The following is an 18,384-nucleotide window of genomic DNA, read 5'->3' as shown; positions in this document are numbered from 1 at the left end:
GGGCGACAACGTGGCGATCACGGTCAAGCTGATTGCACCGATCGCCATGGAAGAAGGCCTGCGTTTCGCCATCCGCGAAGGCGGTCGTACCGTCGGCGCAGGTGTCGTGGCCAAGATCATCGAGTAAGCCAGTTCATTCTCGTTGATCGGTTGTTTCGGGGTTGGCTGTAGGGCCAGCCCCAAATGGTTTAGGGGTATAGCTCAACTGGCAGAGCGTCGGTCTCCAAAACCGAAGGTTGGGGGTTCGATTCCCTCTGCCCCTGCCAAAATTCTGCGTCGAACAGGCGCAAGTTAGGGTGTTATGGCGAATCCTTCCGTCGAAGCTGTGGATACTTCCAGCGACAAGTTGATGGTTATCGCGGGCGTATTGCTGGTCTTGGCCGGATTCGTGGGTTTCTTCTGGCTGAGCGGCCAGGAATGGTACGTGCGCGGCGCGGCGCTTCTGGTTGGTGTCGTCGCGGGTGTTGTGGTTGGTCTCCTGTCCTCCCCCGGTAAGAGCTTTATCGCTTTCGCCAAGGATTCCTACAAAGAAGTCCGCAAAGTCGTTTGGCCGACTCGCAAGGAAGCAACGCAAACCACACTCGTCGTTTTCGGCTTCGTGCTGGTGATGGCGGTGCTGCTGTGGATCAGCGATAAATCCATCGAATGGGTCATTTTCTCGGCGATTCTGGGTTGGAAATGATATGAGCGATACTCCGGCATCCCCGAGCGGTAAACGTTGGTATGTGGTCCATGCCTATTCGGGCATGGAGAAAAGTGTGCAGCGAGCGCTCCAAGAGCGTATCGAGCGCGCAGGCATGCAAGACAAGTTCGGTCAGATTCTCGTGCCGACCGAGGAAGTCGTGGAAGTGAAGGGCGGTCACAAGTCCGTGACCGAGCGACGATTCTTCCCCGGCTACGTCCTCGTCGAAATGGAAATGACGGATGAAACGTGGCACCTCGTCAAGAACACGGCGAAGGTGACCGGTTTCATCGGCGGCACGCGCAACAAGCCGAGCCCGATTTCCCCGCGGGAAGTCGAAAAGATCATGTCGCAGATGCAAGAAGGCGTCGAGAAGCCTCGGCCGAAGACGCTGTTCGAAGTGGGCGAAATGGTCCGCGTCAAAGATGGCCCGTTCACAGACTTCAACGGCAGCGTCGAGGAAGTGAACTACGAGAAGTCGCGCGTGCGCGTCTCCGTCACGATCTTCGGGCGCGCCACGCCTGTCGAGTTGGAATTCGGGCAGGTCGAAAAGCTGTAACTCATTCCAGCGGGTCGCCCGGCAGCGGGCGGTCCGCTTTCGCGCTTACGGTCCGCGTAATGACCGTTGAGGAGCGCCAGTAATCGCATGGTTGATCGCGGTGAACGCGCGCTACTACTCACCGAACGCTCACGCGTTCCAACGAGGTTTTCGACATGGCAAAGAAAATCATCGGCTTTATCAAACTGCAGATCCCTGCAGGTAAAGCCAACCCGTCGCCGCCGGTTGGTCCGGCACTCGGCCAGCGCGGCCTGAACATCATGGAGTTCTGCAAGGCGTTCAACGCGCAGACTCAAGCGATGGAACCGGGCCTGCCCGTTCCCGTCGTGATCACCGCGTTCGCCGACAAGAGCTTCACGTTTGTCCTGAAGACTCCCCCCGCTACCGTCCTCATCAAGAAGGCAGCGAAGATCGACAAGGGCTCGAGCAAGCCGCACACCGACAAGGTCGGCAAGATCACGCGCGCTCAAGCCGAAGATATCGCCAAGGCGAAGATGCCTGATCTTACGGCGGCCGACTTGGACGCCGCGGTTCGTACGATCGCCGGCAGCGCCCGCTCGATGGGCATCACCGTGGAGGGCGTGTAAATGGCTAAGGTTTCCAAGCGTCTGCAAGCATTCGCGAACAAAGTCGATCGTCAAAAGCTGTATCCGGTCGACGAAGCGCTGTCGCTCGTGAAGGGATGCGCCACGGCAAAGTTCGACGAGTCGATCGACGTCGCCGTTCAACTCGGCATCGATGCGAAGAAGTCCGATCAGGTCGTTCGCGGCTCGGTCGTGTTGCCCGCGGGCACGGGTAAGTCCGTGCGCGTCGCTGTGTTCGCGCAGGGCGAAAAGGCCGAGCAAGCCCGCGCCGCCGGCGCCGAAATCGTCGGCATGGAAGACCTCGCCGAGCAGATCAAGGGCGGGAATCTGAATTTCGACGTCGTAATCGCCTCCCCGGACACGATGCGTATCGTCGGTACATTGGGTCAGATCCTCGGCCCGCGCGGCTTGATGCCGAACCCGAAGGTCGGCACGGTCACCCCCGATGTCGCCACGGCCGTCAAGAACGCCAAGGCGGGTCAGGTGCAATTCCGCGTCGACAAGGCAGGCATCATCCACGCGACGATCGGCCGTGCCTCGTTCGAACCGGCAGCGCTGCGGACGAACCTGTCGGCTCTGGTCGAAGCGTTGCAGAAGGCGAAGCCCGCGACGAGCAAGGGTGTGTACCTGCGCAAGATCGCCTTGTCGAGCACGATGGGCGTGGGCGTGCGTGTCGACCAAGGGTCGCTCGCAGCGCAGTAAAGAATCAATCGCGCCGCGTTCCGGAGTCACGGGTCGCGGCGGTATGAAAGGGCTTTGGGCGGTCGCGGGTGGCGTCAAGCTTCACGCGGCCGGTTGTCAAAGACCGTTGGCGGAAGCGCAGCAGTCAGGCGTTTCCTTAATGCGAGCCAACGCAGATGGCGAACCCGAAAAAGTTTTGCAGTCATTGAGTTCATGGGCGTTGCGCAGGAATGCGTGGCGCCGATGGTCGAAATACTCCTAACCCTCGGACGCCGTTGTTGAACGCGGTGTATCGGGCTTAGCCGTTCGATACATCGAATCTGGAGGTTAACCGTGCCACTGAACAAAGAAGATAAGCAGGCCGTCGTGGCTGAGGTTTCCGCGCAAGTCGCGAAGGCCCAGACCATGGTGTTGGCCGAGTATCGTGGGATCACGGTTGGCGATCTGACGAAGCTGCGTGCGAAAGCACGCGAGCAACAGGTGTACCTGCGCGTGTTGAAAAACACGCTGGCGCGTCGCGCCGTCGAAGGTACGCCGTTCGCTCCGTTGGCCGAGCAGATGACCGGTCCTCTGATCTACGGCATCTCGGAAGATGCCATTGCCGCCGCCAAAGTCGTCAACGACTTCGGCAAGAGCAATGACAAGTTGATCATCAAGGCTGGCTCATACGAAGGCAAGGTGATGGACAAGGCCGGCGTGCAAGCGCTTGCCAACATCCCGAGCCGTGAGGAACTGCTCTCCAAGCTGTTGTTCGTCATGCAAGCGCCTGTTTCGGGCTTCGCGCGCGCGCTTGCCGCGCTCGCTGAGAAGAAACAGGGCGAAGCCGCCTAAGCAGGCGGTGCATGGCGCACTCCGGTCGAGCGTAACCGGTCGCTGGCTGTATCCGAATTCAATTTAGGAGTATTTCAAATGGCAATCGCAAAAGAAGACATCCTCGAAGCCGTTGGCGCGATGTCGGTTCTGGAACTGAACGAACTCGTCAAGGCGTTCGAAGAGAAGTTCGGCGTGTCGGCTGCTGCTGTCGCAGTGGCTGGCCCGGCGGGCGCCGGCGGCGGCGCAGCTGCTGTCGAAGAGCAAACGGAATTCACGGTGATCCTGACCGAAACCGGCGCAAACAAGGTTTCCGTCATTAAGGCCGTTCGCGAACTGACGGGTCTCGGCCTGAAGGAAGCGAAGGATCTGGTCGACGGCGCACCGAAGCCCGTGAAGGAAGCGGTGCCCAAGGCTGCCGCTGAAGAAGCGAAGAAGAAGCTGGAAGAAGCCGGCGCGAAGGCTGAAATCAAGTAAAGCCCCTCGCGTTGAGCGCAGGCTGGCGGTTTTCCACCGCCAGCCTTTTTGTGCTTTTGTGGGACTTTGTTTTGGCCCGGCGTTTCGGGGCTTGAAACAGGGCCCCAGAGGCCAAAGAAAATTGCCTTTCCTCGCACCCTCGGGTGTCGATCGACCGGCACTTCTCTTTGTCTTCTGAAGCGACTGCAGAAGGCAAGTTTGGTCGGGTAGCGGGCAACATTGGCATCCGCTGCCGTCAGCCAGCGGTTGGTAGCGGCCAACCACCAAGCTTCTAGGCTCGTTCAAGCCTCAGGACGGCCATCGGGTCTCAGTCGGTGAACACTCGGGTTGTCTCATCCTGGCGCCTTGCCTCGACACCATGCCCGCCGTGATTCGGAGATCGTATGCAATATTCCTTCACCGAGAAGAAGCGCATTCGTAAGAGTTTTGCGAAGCGCCCCATCGTTCACCAAGTACCTTTCCTGCTGGCCACCCAGCTTGAATCATTCAGCACGTTTCTGCAAGCTGACGTACTCGCGAATGCTCGCAAACCCGAGGGTTTGCAGGCCGCGTTCACGTCCGTTTTCCCCATCGTTTCGCACAACGGTTTCGCGCGCCTCGAGTTCGTGAGCTACGCGTTGTCGCCGCCGGCGTTCAACATCAAGGAATGCCAGCAGCGCGGTCTCACCTACTGCTCGGCCTTGCGCGCCAAGGTGCGCCTCGTGTTGCTCGACAAGGAGTCGCCGAGCAAACCGGTCGTCAAGGAAGTGAAGGAGCAGGAAGTCTACATGGGCGAGATTCCGCTCATGACGCCCACCGGCTCCTTCGTCATCAACGGCACCGAGCGTGTGATCGTCTCGCAGCTGCACCGTTCGCCGGGCGTGTTCTTCGAACACGACAAGGGCAAGACGCATAGCTCGGGCAAGCTGCTGTTCTCGGCGCGGATCATTCCTTACCGCGGCTCGTGGCTCGACTTCGAATTCGACCCGAAGGACGTTCTGTATTTCCGCGTCGATCGTCGCCGCAAGATGCCGGTCACGATCCTGCTCAAGGCAATCGGCCTGACGCCTGAGCAAATCCTCGCCAACTTCTTCGTCTTCGACAACTTCACGTTGATGGGCGAAGGCGCGCAGATGGAGTTCGTCCCCGAGCGCCTGCGCGGCGAAGTCGCGCGCTTCGATATTACCGATCGCGACGGCAACGTCATCGTCCAGAAGGACAAGCGGATCAATGCGAAGCATATCCGCGACCTCGAGAACGCCAAGACGAAGTTCATCTCGGTGCCCGAGGACTATTTGCTCGGCCGCGTCCTGGCGAAGAACGTCATCGATAGCGAAACGGGCGAAGTCATCGCGAACGCGAACGACGAAATCACCGAAGGCACGCTCGAGAAGCTGCGCGAAGCCAAGGTGAAGGACATCCAGACGCTCTACACGAACGATCTCGATCAAGGTCCGTACATTTCGTCGACGCTGCGCATCGACGAAACGACCGACAAGACGGCCGCGCGCATCGCGATCTACCGCATGATGCGTCCGGGCGAGCCGCCGACCGAAGAAGCGGTCGAGGCGTTGTTCAACCGGCTGTTCTACAGCGAGGACGCGTACGACCTGTCCAAGGTCGGCCGCATGAAGTTCAACCGCCGCGTGGGCCGTGACGAAATCACGGGGCCGATGACGCTGCAGGACGACGACATCCTCGCCACGATCAAAATCCTGGTCGAGCTGCGCAACGGCAAGGGCGAAGTGGACGACATCGACCACCTCGGCAACCGTCGTGTGCGCTGCGTGGGCGAGCTCGCGGAAAACCAATTCCGCGCCGGCCTCGTTCGCGTCGAGCGCGCGGTGAAGGAACGCCTCGGCCAAGCCGAAAGCGAAAACCTGATGCCGCACGATCTGATCAACTCGAAGCCGATCTCGTCGGCAATTCGCGAGTTCTTCGGTTCGTCGCAGTTGTCGCAGTTCATGGACCAAACCAACCCGCTGTCGGAAATCACGCACAAGCGCCGTGTTTCCGCACTGGGCCCGGGCGGTTTGACGCGCGAGCGCGCAGGCTTCGAAGTGCGCGACGTGCATCCGACCCACTACGGCCGCGTGTGCCCGATCGAAACGCCGGAAGGCCCGAACATCGGCCTCATCAACTCGCTCGCGCTCTACGCGCACCTGAACGAGTACGGCTTCCTCGAAACGCCGTACCGCAAGGTCGTCGACGGCAAGGTCACCGATCAAATCGACTATCTGTCGGCGATCGAAGAAGGCCGCTACGTGATCGCGCAGGCGAACGCTGCGGTGGCCGACGACGGCACGCTGACCGACGAACTCGTCTCCTCGCGTGAAGCGGGCGAAACGCTGATGGTCACGCCGGACCGCATCCAGTACATGGACGTGGCGCCGTCGCAGATCGTCTCGGTCGCAGCCTCGCTGATCCCGTTCCTCGAGCACGACGATGCGAACCGCGCGTTGATGGGCTCGAACATGCAGCGTCAGGCGGTGCCGTGTCTGCGCCCGGAAAAACCGGTGGTCGGAACGGGCATCGAACGCACGGTGGCGGTCGACTCCGGCACGACCGTGCAAGCGTTGCGCGGCGGCGTCGTCGATTATGTCGACGCGGGCCGTATCGTCATTCGCGTGAACGATGAGGAAGCCGTCGCCGGTGAAGTCGGCGTGGACATCTACAACCTGATCAAGTACACGCGTTCTAACCAGAACACGAACATCAACCAGCGTCCGATCGTGAAGGTCGGCGACATGGTCGCGCGCGGCGACGTCTTGGCCGACGGCGCTTCGACCGACCTGGGCGAGCTCGCGCTCGGCCAGAACATGCTCGTCGCGTTCATGCCGTGGAACGGCTACAACTTCGAAGATTCGATCCTGATCTCCGAGAAGGTCGTGGCCGACGATCGCTACACGTCGATCCACATCGAAGAGCTCAACGTCGTCGCTCGCGACACGAAGCTCGGGCCTGAGGAAATCACGCGCGACATCTCGAACCTGGCCGAAGTGCAACTGGGCCGTCTCGACGAGTCGGGCATCGTCTACATCGGCGCCGAGGTCGAAGCGGGCGACGTGCTCGTCGGCAAGGTCACCCCGAAGGGCGAAACGCAGTTGACGCCGGAAGAGAAGCTTTTGCGCGCGATCTTCGGCGAGAAGGCATCCGACGTGAAAGACACGTCGCTGCGCGTGCCCTCGGGCATGAGCGGCACGGTCATCGACGTGCAGGTGTTCACGCGCGAAGGCATTCAGCGCGACAAGCGGGCGCAACAGATCATCGACGATGAACTGAAGCGCTATCGCCTCGACTTGAACGACCAGCTGCGTATCGTCGAAGGCGACGCATTCCAGCGTTTGGCGCGCATGCTCGTCGGCAAAGTGGCGAACGGCGGCCCGAAGAAGCTCGCCAAGGGCACGAAGATCGACCAAGCGTACCTGGAAGATCTCGACCACTACCACTGGTTCGACATTCGTCTGGCCGACGAAGAGGCGGCCGCTCAACTCGAAGCGATCAAAGATTCGATCGAGCAGAAGCGCCACCAATTCGATCTGGCTTTCGAAGAAAAGCGCAAGAAGCTCACGCAAGGCGACGAGTTGCCCCCGGGCGTGCTGAAGATGGTCAAGGTGTACTTGGCCGTCAAGCGCCGCCTGCAGCCTGGCGACAAGATGGCCGGCCGTCACGGTAACAAGGGCGTGGTGTCGAAGATCGTTCCGATCGAAGACATGCCGTACATGGCCGACGGCCGTCCCGCCGATGTCGTGCTCAATCCGCTCGGCGTGCCGTCGCGGATGAACGTGGGCCAGGTGTTGGAAGTTCATCTGGGCTGGGCTGCGAAGGGCCTCGGCTGGCGTATCGGCGAAATGCTGCAGCGTCAGGCGAAGATCGAAGAGCTGCGTGCATTCCTGACCAAGCTTTACAACGAGTCGGGGCGCGCAGAGGAGCTCGACAGCTTCTCGGACGACGACATCATCGAACTGGCGAAGAATCTGCGCGAAGGCGTGCCGTTCGCGACGCCGGTGTTCGACGGTGCGACGGAAGAGGAAATGTCGAAGATGCTCGATCTGGCCTTCCCGGACGACATCGCCGAGCAGCTCGGCATGACGAAATCGAAGAATCAAGTCCGTCTGTACGACGGCCGCACGGGCGAGGCGTTCGAACGCACCGTCACGGTCGGCTACATGCACTACCTGAAGCTGCATCACTTGGTGGACGACAAGATGCACGCTCGTTCGACCGGTCCGTACTCGCTCGTCACGCAGCAGCCGCTGGGTGGTAAGGCGCAGTTCGGTGGTCAGCGCTTCGGTGAAATGGAAGTGTGGGCGCTCGAAGCGTATGGCGCTTCGTATGTGCTGCAGGAAATGTTGACGGTGAAGTCCGATGACGTGACGGGCCGGACGAAGGTGTACGAGAACCTCGTCAAGGGCGACCACGTGATCGACGCCGGCATGCCGGAATCCTTCAACGTGTTGGTGAAGGAAATCCGCTCGCTCGGCATCGACATCGATCTCGACCGCAACTAATCGGACTACGGAGAGAAGGCAATGAAAGCTCTGCTCGATCTATTCAAGCAAGTCCAACAAGAAGAAGTTTTCGACGCGATCAAGATCGGTCTGGCCTCGCCGGACAAGATTCGCTCGTGGTCGTTCGGTGAAGTCAAGAAGCCCGAAACGATCAACTATCGTACGTTCAAGCCCGAGCGCGACGGTTTGTTCTGCGCGAAGATCTTCGGGCCGATCAAAGATTACGAATGCTTGTGCGGCAAGTACAAGCGCCTGAAGCATCGTGGCGTGATCTGCGAGAAGTGCGGCGTCGAAGTGACGCTCGCGAAGGTGCGCCGCGAGCGCATGGGCCACATCGAACTGGCCTCGCCCGTCGCGCACATTTGGTTCTTGAAGTCGCTGCCGTCGCGTCTGGGCATGGTGCTCGACATGACGTTGCGCGACATCGAGCGCGTGCTGTACTTCGAAGCGTACGTGGTGATCGATCCGGGCATGACGCCGCTCAAGGCGCGTCAGATCATGACCGAAGAGGATTACTACAACAAGGTCGAAGAGTACGGTGACGAATTCCGCGCCGAGATGGGCGCGGAAGGCGTGCGCGAGTTGCTGCGCGCGATCAACATCGACGAGCAGGTCGAGACGCTGCGCACCGAGCTCAAGAACACGGGCTCGGAAGCGAAGATCAAGAAGTTCGCCAAGCGCCTGAAAGTGCTCGAGGCCTTCCAGCGTTCGGGCATCAAGCCCGAATGGATGGTGCTCGAAGTGCTGCCGGTGCTGCCGCCCGAGCTGCGTCCGCTCGTGCCGCTCGACGGCGGTCGTTTCGCCACGTCGGATCTGAACGACCTCTATCGTCGCGTCATCAACCGGAACAACCGGTTGAAGCGTCTGCTCGAGCTCAAGGCGCCTGAAATCATCGTCCGCAACGAAAAGCGGATGCTGCAGGAAGCCGTCGATTCGCTGCTCGACAACGGTCGCCGCGGCAAGGCGATGACGGGCGCGAACAAGCGTCCGCTCAAGTCGCTCGCCGACATGATCAAGGGCAAGGGCGGCCGCTTCCGTCAGAACTTGCTTGGTAAGCGCGTCGACTACTCGGGCCGTTCGGTCATCGTGGTGGGTCCGACGCTGAAGCTGCACCAGTGCGGTCTGCCCAAGCTGATGGCGCTCGAGTTGTTCAAGCCTTTCATCTTCAACAAGCTCGAAGTGATGGGCGTGGCAACGACCATCAAGGCCGCGAAGAAGGAAGTCGAGAACCAAACGGCGGTGGTGTGGGACATCCTCGAAGAGGTGATCCGCGAGCATCCCGTGATGCTCAACCGCGCGCCTACGCTGCACCGTCTGGGCATTCAAGCGTTCGAGCCCGTGCTGATCGAAGGCAAGGCCATCCAACTGCACCCGCTCGTTTGCGCGGCGTTCAACGCCGACTTCGACGGCGACCAAATGGCCGTGCACGTGCCGCTGTCGCTCGAAGCGCAGATGGAAGCGCGCACGCTCATGCTGGCGTCGAACAACATCCTGTTCCCGGCCAACGGCGATCCGTCGATCGTGCCGTCGCAGGATATCGTGCTCGGCCTGTACTACGCGACGCGCGAAGCCGTCAACGGCAAGGGCGAAGGCATGACCTTCACGGGCGTGTCCGAAGCGCTGCGTGCGTACGAGAACAAGGAAGTCGAGCTCGCCTCGCGCGTGAATGTGCGCATCACCGAAATGGTGGTGAACGAGGACACCTCGGAAGGGGCTCCGAAGTTCGTGCCGAAGATCTCGCTCTATGCGACGACGGTCGGCCGCTCGATCTTGTCGGAAATTCTGCCGCCGGGCCTGCCGTTCTCGGTGCTGAACAAGCCGCTCAAGAAGAAGGAAATTTCGCGCCTGATCAACACGGCGTTCCGCAAGTGCGGTCTGCGCGCGACGGTGGTCTTCGCCGATCAACTGATGCAGTCGGGCTTCCGCCTGGCGACGCGCGCCGGTATCTCCATCTGCGTCGACGACATGCTCGTGCCGCCGCAGAAGGAAGTGATCGTCGGCGACGCCGCAAAGAAGGTGAAGGAGTACGACCGTCAGTACATGTCCGGTCTCGTCACCGCGCAAGAGCGTTACAACAACGTGGTCGACATCTGGTCGGCAACGTCGGAAGCGGTCGGCAAGGCGATGATGGAGCAGCTTTCGACCGAGCCCGTGATCGATCGCGACGGCAAGGAAGTGCGTCAAGAGTCGTTCAACTCCATCTACATGATGGCCGACTCGGGCGCTCGCGGCTCGGCGGTGCAGATTCGTCAGCTCGCCGGTATGCGCGGGCTGATGGCGAAGCCGGACGGCTCGATCATCGAGACGCCGATCACGGCGAACTTCCGCGAAGGCCTGAACGTGCTGCAGTACTTCATCTCGACGCACGGCGCGCGTAAGGGTCTGGCCGATACGGCGTTGAAGACGGCGAACTCGGGTTACCTCACGCGTCGTCTGGTCGACGTGACGCAAGATCTCGTGGTGACCGAAGAGGATTGCGGCACGAGCAACGGTGTGGCGATGAAGGCGCTCGTCGAAGGCGGTGAAGTCGTCGAGGCGCTGCGCGACCGGATTCTCGGGCGTGTGGCGACGGCCGACGTCGTCAACCCCGAATCGCAAGAGACGCTTTACGAAGCCGGCACGCTGCTCGATGAAACGGCCGTCGAAGAGATCGAGCGCCTCGGCATCGACGAGGTGCGCGTGCGCACGCCGCTCACTTGCGAAACGCGCTACGGTCTGTGCGCTTCGTGCTACGGCCGCGACCTCGGCCGCGGCTCGCTCGTGAACGTGGGCGAAGCGGTGGGCGTGATCGCGGCGCAGTCGATCGGCGAACCTGGCACGCAGCTGACGATGCGTACGTTCCACATCGGTGGTGCGGCGTCGCGTGCGGCGGTGGCTTCGTCCGTCGAAGCGAAGAGCAACGGTACGGTGCGCTTCACGGCGACGATGCGTTACGTCACGAATGCGAAGGGCGAGCAGATCGTCATCTCGCGTTCGGGCGAAGCGATGATCACCGACGACCACGGCCGCGAGCGCGAGCGTCACAAGGTGCCGTACGGCGCAACGCTGCTGCAACTCGACGGCGTGCAGGTGAAGGCCGGTACGCAGTTGGCCACGTGGGATCCGCTGACGCGTCCGATCATCACCGAGTACGGCGGTACGGTGAAGTTCGAGAACGTCGAAGAAGGTGTGACGGTCGCCAAGCAGATCGACGACGTGACGGGTCTTTCGACGCTCGTCGTGATCGACGTGAAGCGCCGCGGTTCGCAGGCGAGCAAGAGCGTTCGTCCGCAGGTGAAGTTGCTCGATGCGAGCGGCGAGGAAGTGAAGATCCCCGGTACCGAGCACTCGGTGCAGATCGGCTTCCAAGTCGGCGCGCTGATTACGGTGAAGGACGGCCAGCAGGTGCAGGTCGGTGAGGTGCTCGCGCGGATTCCGACGGAATCGCAAAAGACGCGTGACATTACCGGTGGTCTGCCGCGGGTGGCCGAGCTGTTCGAAGCGCGTTCGCCGAAGGATGCCGGCATTCTGGCGGAAGTCACGGGTACGGTTTCGTTCGGTAAGGACACGAAGGGCAAGCAGCGTCTCGTCATCACGGACCTCGAGGGCAACCAGCACGAGTTCCTGATCGCGAAGGAAAAGCAGGTGCTCGTCCACGACGGTCAAGTCGTCAACAAGGGCGAAATGATCGTGGATGGTCCGGCCGATCCGCACGACATCCTGCGTTTGCAGGGTATCGAAGCGCTGTCGCGCTACATCGTCGACGAAGTGCAGGACGTGTATCGACTGCAAGGCGTGAAGATCAACGACAAGCACATCGAAGTCATCGTGCGTCAGATGCTGCGCCGCGTGCAGATCACCGACAACGGCGATACGCGTTTCATCCCGGGCGAACAAGTCGAGCGGTCGGACATGCTCGACGAGAACGATCGGATGACCGCGGAAGACAAGCGTCCGGCTATCTACGAGAACGTCTTGCTCGGTATCACGAAGGCGTCGCTGTCCACCGATTCGTTCATCTCGGCGGCATCGTTCCAAGAAACGACGCGTGTGCTGACCGAGGCGGCGATCATGGGCAAGCGCGACGATCTGCGTGGCCTGAAGGAAAACGTCATCGTCGGTCGCCTGATTCCAGCCGGTACGGGCCTGTCGTTCCACAAGGCGCGCAAGGCGAAGGAATCGTCGGATCGCGAGCGATTCGATCAGATCGCTGCCGAAGAGTCGTTCGAGTTCGGTACGCCGGAAGCCCCGGCTGCCGAAACGCCGACCGACGAATCGCATCAGCAGCACTCGGCCGAGTAAGTCCGAGCGGCCTCGTGCCGCTCCCCGAGAGGTTCCGCTCGAGCGCGAACCGCACAAGAACCGCTCAGTTTCTACTGGGCGGTTTTTTTTCGCCGCGCGCCTCGCAGCGCGAAATGGGGCGTTAGTTATGCTTCGCGGCCCGGGCCGCGCTTGCCGGGTGCGGGGCCGGGGCAACGCGCAACGAGCGTTTTCATCGGCCGGACGGCCAACGTTTTCACGCCACGCGTCGCAGCAGGGAGCGCGTTGGTAGAATTGCGCTCATTCGCCGCTTGCCGTTCCAATCGCCTACATGTCGCGTGCTCTAGAAATTCTCAATGAAGTCTTCGGTTACCCCGCCTTCCGAGGGCAGCAGCGCGACATCGTCGAACATGTTGCCGAGGGGGGCGATTGCCTCGTGCTGATGCCCACCGGCGGCGGCAAATCGCTTTGCTATCAAATCCCGTCGCTCGTGCGGCGCGAAGCGGGGCTTGGCGCGGGCGTCGTCGTTTCGCCGCTGATCGCGCTGATGCAAGATCAGGTCGCTGCATTGAAAGAAGTCGGAGTGCGGGCAGCCTATTTGAACTCCACGCTGACGGGCGCGGAGGCGGCGGCCACCGAACGCGCGTTGCGCGACGGCGATCTCGATTTGCTCTACGTCGCGCCCGAGCGATTGATGACGCCGCGATTTCTCGAATTGCTCGAGCGTGCTCGCATCGGTTTGTTCGCGATCGATGAAGCCCATTGCGTGTCCCAATGGGGGCACGATTTCCGCCCTGAGTACATGCAGCTATCGGTGCTGCACGAGCGGTTTCCATCGGTGCCCCGCATTGCGCTCACGGCCACCGCGGATGCGATTACGCGCGACGAGATCGTGCATCGCTTGGCCCTCGACGAGGCGCGTGTGTTCGTGTCGAGCTTCGACCGGCCCAACATTCGTTATCGCATCGTCGAGAAAGACAACGCGCGTTCGCAGTTGCTCGACTTCATTCGTGCCGAGCATACGAACCAGGACGGCACGACGGACGCGGGCGTGGTCTATTGCCTCTCGCGTCGCAAAGTCGAGGAAACGGCGGAGTGGCTCAAGACGCAGGGCGTGCGTGCGCTGCCTTACCACGCGGGTATGGATTTCGAAACGCGGCAGCGTCATCAAGAGATGTTCCAGCGCGAAGAAGGCGTGGTCATGTGCGCGACGATCGCGTTCGGCATGGGCATCGATAAGCCCGACGTGCGTTTCGTTGCGCATTTGGATCTGCCCAAGAGCGTGGAAGGCTACTACCAGGAGACCGGGCGTGCCGGGCGCGACGGCTTACCGGCGAACGCTTGGATGGCGTATGGGCTGGGTGACGTCGTCCAACAGCGCAAAATGATCGACGAGTCCGACGCAGACGAAACGCATAAGCGGGTGCAGACAGGCAAGCTCGACGCGTTGCTCGGCTTGTGCGAGACCGCCGCATGCCGGCGCGTGCGGTTGCTCTCGTACTTCGGCGAGGCCAGCGAGCCTTGCGGTAATTGCGACACTTGCCTCGAACCGCCGGCGACCTGGGACGCCACGCGCGAGGCACAGATGGCGCTCTCCTGCGTATTTCGCGCGCGTCGCGCGAGCGGGTTCCCCTTTGGGGCGGGGCATCTGATCGATATCCTGCGCGGCAATCGCACCGAGAAAGTGCGCGAACGCGGGCATGACACGCTGAGTACCTTCGGCATCGGCGCGGAACTGTCCGAGGCCGAATGGCGGGGCATATTCCGTCAGCTGGTGGCCTACCGCTATCTCACCGTGGATCACGATGGTTTCGGCGCGTTCGTGCTGACCGAGGCGAGCAAACCAGTGCTCAAGGGAGAGGAATCGGTCACCCTGAGGCGTTACGTGAAGCCGACACGCACGCGCCAAGCCTCGTCGCGTACGGGCGAGCGGGCCGATCCGACGGCAGGGCTGGGGCCACGCGAGCGCGCGCGCTGGGACCGGCTGCGTGCTTGGCGCACCGATACGGCAAAGCGCGATGGCGTGCCGGCCTATGTCATCTTTCACGATGCGACACTGGCCGAGATCGCGCGCTCGGCCCCCGATTCGATCGACGATTTGCGACACATTCCAGGAATCGGAGCACGCAAGCTGGAGCGCTTCGGGGATGAGTTGATCGAGGTTGTCGCGGCGGATTGACGGATCGGGCGGTTCTCTCCGCGCCCTCGCCGGGCGTGGGACGCGCATGACGCCATCGCCGCAAGCCACCCAACCTATTGACGCGCTTGACCTTTCCGCCTTATCATGCTGGGTTCCTGTTCTTGGCTATTGGCCGAGGGGTCCGTCCATGCGTGGGCGAACTTCGCCAAAGCCTTCGCGGGAAGTTTTGACACGTATCGCGGGCTGCTTTGCCCAGCTGGCGATGCGGTGTTTTCGATCAATTTCAGGAATACACAATGCCAACCATCAATCAATTGGTTCGCAAAGGCCGTGCGTCGGAAACGACCAAAAGCAAGAGCCCGGCCTTGCAGGACTGCCCCCAGCGTCGCGGCGTGTGCACCCGTGTGTACACCACGACGCCGAAGAAGCCGAACTCGGCGCTGCGTAAGGTTGCCAAGGTTCGTCTGACGAATGGCTTCGAAGTCATTTCGTACATCGGTGGTGAAGGTCACAACCTGCAGGAACACTCGGTCGTGCTGATTCGCGGCGGCCGTGTGAAGGACTTGCCGGGTGTGCGCTACCACATGGTCCGCGGCTCGCTCGATACGCAAGGCGTCAAGGATCGTAAGCAAGCTCGCTCGAAGTACGGTGCGAAGCGCGCTAAGGCAGGCAAGTAAGTCACCTGTCTCGGTAGTTTGGGCGGTGGCGCCGGAATTGCCGGTGCTGTCGAGTAAGTGGCCACCCGGCCAAGCTGGTTAGTCGTGAAGGATGGATCGGGTTAGTTGGTGGCCGCGGGGCTCAAATGAGCTCCAACTGAAAAAGTCAAAGGAAGAAACATGCCGCGTCGTCGCGAAGTCCCCAAGCGGGAAGTGTTGCCGGATCCGAAATTCGGCAACGTAGATGTAGCTAAATTCATGAACGTGCTGATGCTCTCGGGCAAGAAGTCGGTGGCCGAGCGTATCGTTTATGGCGCTTTCGAACAGATCCAGACCAAGGGTGGCAAGGACCCGCTGGAAGTGTTCACGGTGGCGCTCAACAACGTCAAGCCGGTGGTCGAAGTGAAGAGCCGCCGCGTTGGTGGGGCGAACTACCAGGTTCCGGTCGAAGTGCGTCCGTCGCGTCGTATGGCATTGGCGATGCGTTGGTTGCGTGAGGCCGCGAAGAAGCGCAGCGAGAAGTCGATGGCTCTGCGTCTGGCCGGTGAACTGCAAGAAGCCGCGGAAGGCCGCGGCGGCGCGATGAAGAAGCGCGACGAAGTCCACCGGATGGCGGAAGCCAACAAGGCGTTCTCGCATTTCCGTTTCTAAGCCACGGCTTGAGCAACAGCGGAAAATTTCCGGGCGGGTGCGCTGTTTAAGCGCCTCGCCCGTTTGTGTTAGGGCGCGAAGGCAATCGATAACCTTCGCGCTATCCCAATAGAGGATCAAAGTGGCTCGTAAGACACCTATCGAGCGCTACCGCAACATCGGTATTAGCGCTCACATCGACGCCGGCAAAACGACGACGACCGAGCGCATCCTGTTCTATACCGGCGTGAATCACAAGATCGGTGAAGTGCACGACGGCGCGGCGACGATGGACTGGATGGAGCAAGAGCAAGAGCGCGGCATCACCATCACGTCCGCTGCAACCACGGCCTTCTGGAAGGGCATGGGCGGCAACTATCCGGAGCACCGGATCAACATCATCGACACCCCGGGTCACGTCGACTTCACGATCGAAGTGGAGCGCTCGATGCGCGTCCTCGACGGCGCGTGCATGGTCTACTGCGCCGTGGGCGGCGTGCAGCCGCAATCGGAAACGGTGTGGCGCCAGGCCAATAAGTACAAGGTGCCGCGTCTTGCGTTCGTCAACAAGATGGACCGTACCGGTGCGAACTTCTTCAAGGTCTACGACCAGTTGAAGACGCGTCTGAAGGCCAATCCGGTGCCCGTCGTGGTGCCGATCGGGTCGGAAGAGAACTTCAAGGGCGTCGTCGACCTCCTGAAGATGCGCGCGATCATTTGGGACGAGGCGTCGCAAGGCACCAAGTTCGACTACGTCGACATCCCCGCTGAGCTCGTCGATACCTGCAACGAGTGGCGCGAGAAGATGATCGAATCGGCCGCCGAAGCCAGCGAAGAGTTGATGGAGAAGTACCTCGGCGGCGAAGAGCTGACCGAAGCCGAGATCGTCAAGGCGTTGCGTGACCGTACGATCGCGTGCGAAATCCAGCCGATGCTGTGCGGCACTGCGTTCAAGAACAAGGGCGTGCAGCGCATGCTCGACGCCGTGATCGATTTCTTGCCGTCGCCGGTCGATATTCCGCCGGTCAAGGGTGAGCTCGAAAACGGCGATTCGGCCGAGCGCAAGGCTGCCGACGACGAAAAGTTCTCGGCGCTCGCGTTCAAGATCATGACGGACCCGTTCGTCGGTCAGTTGATCTTCTTCCGTGTGTACTCGGGCGTGGTCAATTCGGGCGACACGGTCCTGAATTCGACCAAGGACAAGAAGGAGCGTCTGGGCCGGATTCTGCAGATGCACGCGAATCAGCGCGAAGAAATCAAGGAAGTGCGCGCCGGCGATATCGCGGCCGCGGTGGGTTTGAAGGAAGCGACCACGGGCGACACGCTGTGCGATCCGGCCAACCCGATCGTGCTCGAGCGCATGGTGTTCCCGGAGCCCGTGATTTCGCAAGCCGTCGAGCCGAAGACGAAGGCCGACCAGGAAAAGATGGGCCTCGCGCTCAATCGCCTGGCTCAGGAAGATCCGTCGTTCCGCGTTCAAACGGACGAGGAATCGGGTCAGACCATCATCTCGGGCATGGGCGAGCTGCACCTCGAAATTCTGGTCGACCGCATGAAGCGCGAGTTCGGCGTGGAAGCGACTGTCGGCAAGCCGCAAGTGGCGTATCGTGAAACGATCCGCTCGACGGCCGCCGATGTCGAAGGCAAGTTCGTCAAGCAATCGGGCGGTCGCGGCCAGTACGGTCACGCGGTGATCACCCTCGAGCCGAACGAACAAGGCAAGGGTTACGAGTTCCTCGACGAGATCAAGGGTGGTGTCATTCCGCGCGAATACATCCCCGCGGTCGACAAGGGTATTCAGGAAACCTTGAAGAGCGGCGTGTTGGCGGGCTTCCCCGTCGTCGACGTGAAGGTGCATTTGACGTTCGGTTCGTACCACGATGTGGACTCGAACGAAAACGCCTTCCGTATGGCCGGTTCGATGGCGTTCAAGGACGCGATGCGCAAGGCGAGCCCCGTCATCCTCGAGCCGATGATGGCGGTGGAAGTCGAAACGCCGGAAGACTACATGGGCAACGTGATGGGCGACCTGTCGGGCCGTCGCGGTATCGTCCAGGGCATGGAAGACATGGTCGGCGGTGGAAAGATCGTTCGCGCCGAAGTGCCGCTGTCGGAAATGTTCGGCTACTCGACGTCGCTGCGTTCGCTCACGCAAGGTCGTGCGACGTACACGATGGAGTTCAAGCATTACTCCGAAGCGCCGCGCAACGTCGCTGAGGCGATCATCAGCGCGAAAGGGAAGTAAGCCTCCCGGCTTTTTCATCGACTACTTTTGAAAGAAGAGAATCATGGCAAAAGGTAAATTCGAACGGACCAAGCCGCACGTGAACGTCGGCACGATCGGTCACGTGGATCATGGCAAGACGACGCTGACGGCGGCGATCACGACGGTGCTGACGGCGAAGTTCGGCGGCGAGGCGAAGGCGTACGACCAGA

Annotated in this window: 14 protein-coding genes and 1 tRNA gene; all 15 read left to right on the top strand. The window is 61.2% G+C overall.

Features of this window, described 5'->3' with window-relative positions; genetic code table 11:
- A partial coding sequence (locus QQS38_RS25615; protein ID WP_479648142.1) for an EF-Tu C-terminal domain-related protein occupies positions 1–127 on the top strand: 127 nt, incomplete at its 5' end.
- A 63-nt stretch (positions 128–190) separates the two neighbouring features.
- A tRNA-Trp gene (locus tag QQS38_RS25610) sits at positions 191–266 on the top strand.
- Between the two features lie 35 nt (positions 267–301).
- On the top strand, positions 302–682 hold the full coding sequence (secE, locus tag QQS38_RS25605) for a preprotein translocase subunit SecE (RefSeq protein ID WP_277431666.1): 381 nt from the start codon (positions 302–304) through the stop codon (positions 680–682).
- Position 683: 1 nt separating this feature from the next.
- Positions 684–1,241, top strand: coding sequence for a transcription termination/antitermination protein NusG (nusG, locus tag QQS38_RS25600; protein WP_479648141.1), 558 nt, complete (start codon positions 684–686; stop codon positions 1,239–1,241).
- Between the two features lie 155 nt (positions 1,242–1,396).
- Positions 1,397–1,828, top strand: coding sequence for a 50S ribosomal protein L11 (rplK, locus tag QQS38_RS25595; protein WP_102611111.1), 432 nt, complete (start codon positions 1,397–1,399; stop codon positions 1,826–1,828).
- Positions 1,829–2,527 (top strand): 50S ribosomal protein L1, encoded by a 699-nt coding sequence (rplA, locus tag QQS38_RS25590; protein ID WP_479648140.1) that lies wholly within the window; start codon positions 1,829–1,831, stop codon positions 2,525–2,527.
- Positions 2,528–2,839: 312 nt separating this feature from the next.
- Complete coding sequence (rplJ, locus tag QQS38_RS25585) at positions 2,840–3,337, top strand: 50S ribosomal protein L10 (protein WP_102611108.1); 498 nt, start codon at positions 2,840–2,842, stop codon at positions 3,335–3,337.
- 78 nt (positions 3,338–3,415) lie between these two features.
- Positions 3,416–3,793 carry a 50S ribosomal protein L7/L12 gene (gene rplL / locus QQS38_RS25580; protein WP_479648139.1) on the top strand — a complete coding sequence of 126 codons (378 nt, stop codon included), beginning with the start codon at positions 3,416–3,418 and terminating at the stop codon, positions 3,791–3,793.
- Positions 3,794–4,176: 383 nt separating this feature from the next.
- On the top strand, positions 4,177–8,283 hold the full coding sequence (rpoB, locus tag QQS38_RS25575; RefSeq protein WP_479648138.1) for a DNA-directed RNA polymerase subunit beta: 4,107 nt from the start codon (positions 4,177–4,179) through the stop codon (positions 8,281–8,283).
- 21 nt (positions 8,284–8,304) lie between these two features.
- Complete coding sequence (gene rpoC / locus QQS38_RS25570; protein WP_479648137.1) at positions 8,305–12,564, top strand: DNA-directed RNA polymerase subunit beta'; 4,260 nt, start codon at positions 8,305–8,307, stop codon at positions 12,562–12,564.
- Positions 12,565–12,853: 289 nt separating this feature from the next.
- A complete protein-coding gene (gene recQ, locus QQS38_RS25565) occupies positions 12,854–14,701 on the top strand; it encodes a DNA helicase RecQ (protein WP_479648136.1) in 1,848 nt (615 codons plus the stop codon).
- A gap of 257 nt (positions 14,702–14,958) precedes the next feature.
- Positions 14,959–15,339: a 30S ribosomal protein S12 gene (gene rpsL / locus QQS38_RS25560; protein WP_006998493.1), complete on the top strand. Its 381-nt coding sequence runs from the start codon at positions 14,959–14,961 to the stop codon at positions 15,337–15,339.
- Positions 15,340–15,498: 159 nt separating this feature from the next.
- Entirely contained in the window at positions 15,499–15,969 is a 471-nt protein-coding gene (gene rpsG / locus QQS38_RS25555) for a 30S ribosomal protein S7 (protein WP_008343817.1), read from the top strand.
- A 121-nt stretch (positions 15,970–16,090) separates the two neighbouring features.
- Complete coding sequence (gene fusA / locus QQS38_RS25550) at positions 16,091–18,193, top strand: elongation factor G (RefSeq protein ID WP_479648135.1); 2,103 nt, start codon at positions 16,091–16,093, stop codon at positions 18,191–18,193.
- A gap of 43 nt (positions 18,194–18,236) precedes the next feature.
- On the top strand, positions 18,237–18,384 hold a 148-nt coding region (locus QQS38_RS25545; protein ID WP_238272018.1), incomplete at its 3' end, for a GTP-binding protein.

This window comes from Trinickia sp. Z7 (genome assembly GCF_056498045.1).
Note: the sequence above shows the minus strand (reverse complement) of the source record. Positions and strands in the feature narration are given on the sequence as shown.

What these genes read in the sequence shown, in the direction of transcription:
- rplK (WP_102611111.1), top strand. Translation starts at nt 1,397, where the DNA reads ATGGCAAAGAAAATCATCGGCTTTATCAAACTGCAGATCCCTGCAGGT.
- rpoC (WP_479648137.1), top strand. Translation starts at nt 8,305, where the DNA reads ATGAAAGCTCTGCTCGATCTATTCAAGCAAGTCCAACAAGAAGAAGTT.
- rpsL (WP_006998493.1), top strand. Translation starts at nt 14,959, where the DNA reads ATGCCAACCATCAATCAATTGGTTCGCAAAGGCCGTGCGTCGGAAACG.
- recQ (WP_479648136.1), top strand. Translation starts at nt 12,854, where the DNA reads ATGTCGCGTGCTCTAGAAATTCTCAATGAAGTCTTCGGTTACCCCGCC.
- secE (WP_277431666.1), top strand. Translation starts at nt 302, where the DNA reads ATGGCGAATCCTTCCGTCGAAGCTGTGGATACTTCCAGCGACAAGTTG.
- nusG (WP_479648141.1), top strand. Translation starts at nt 684, where the DNA reads ATGAGCGATACTCCGGCATCCCCGAGCGGTAAACGTTGGTATGTGGTC.
- rpoB (WP_479648138.1), top strand. Translation starts at nt 4,177, where the DNA reads ATGCAATATTCCTTCACCGAGAAGAAGCGCATTCGTAAGAGTTTTGCG.
- rplL (WP_479648139.1), top strand. Translation starts at nt 3,416, where the DNA reads ATGGCAATCGCAAAAGAAGACATCCTCGAAGCCGTTGGCGCGATGTCG.
- rplA (WP_479648140.1), top strand. Translation starts at nt 1,829, where the DNA reads ATGGCTAAGGTTTCCAAGCGTCTGCAAGCATTCGCGAACAAAGTCGAT.
- rpsG (WP_008343817.1), top strand. Translation starts at nt 15,499, where the DNA reads ATGCCGCGTCGTCGCGAAGTCCCCAAGCGGGAAGTGTTGCCGGATCCG.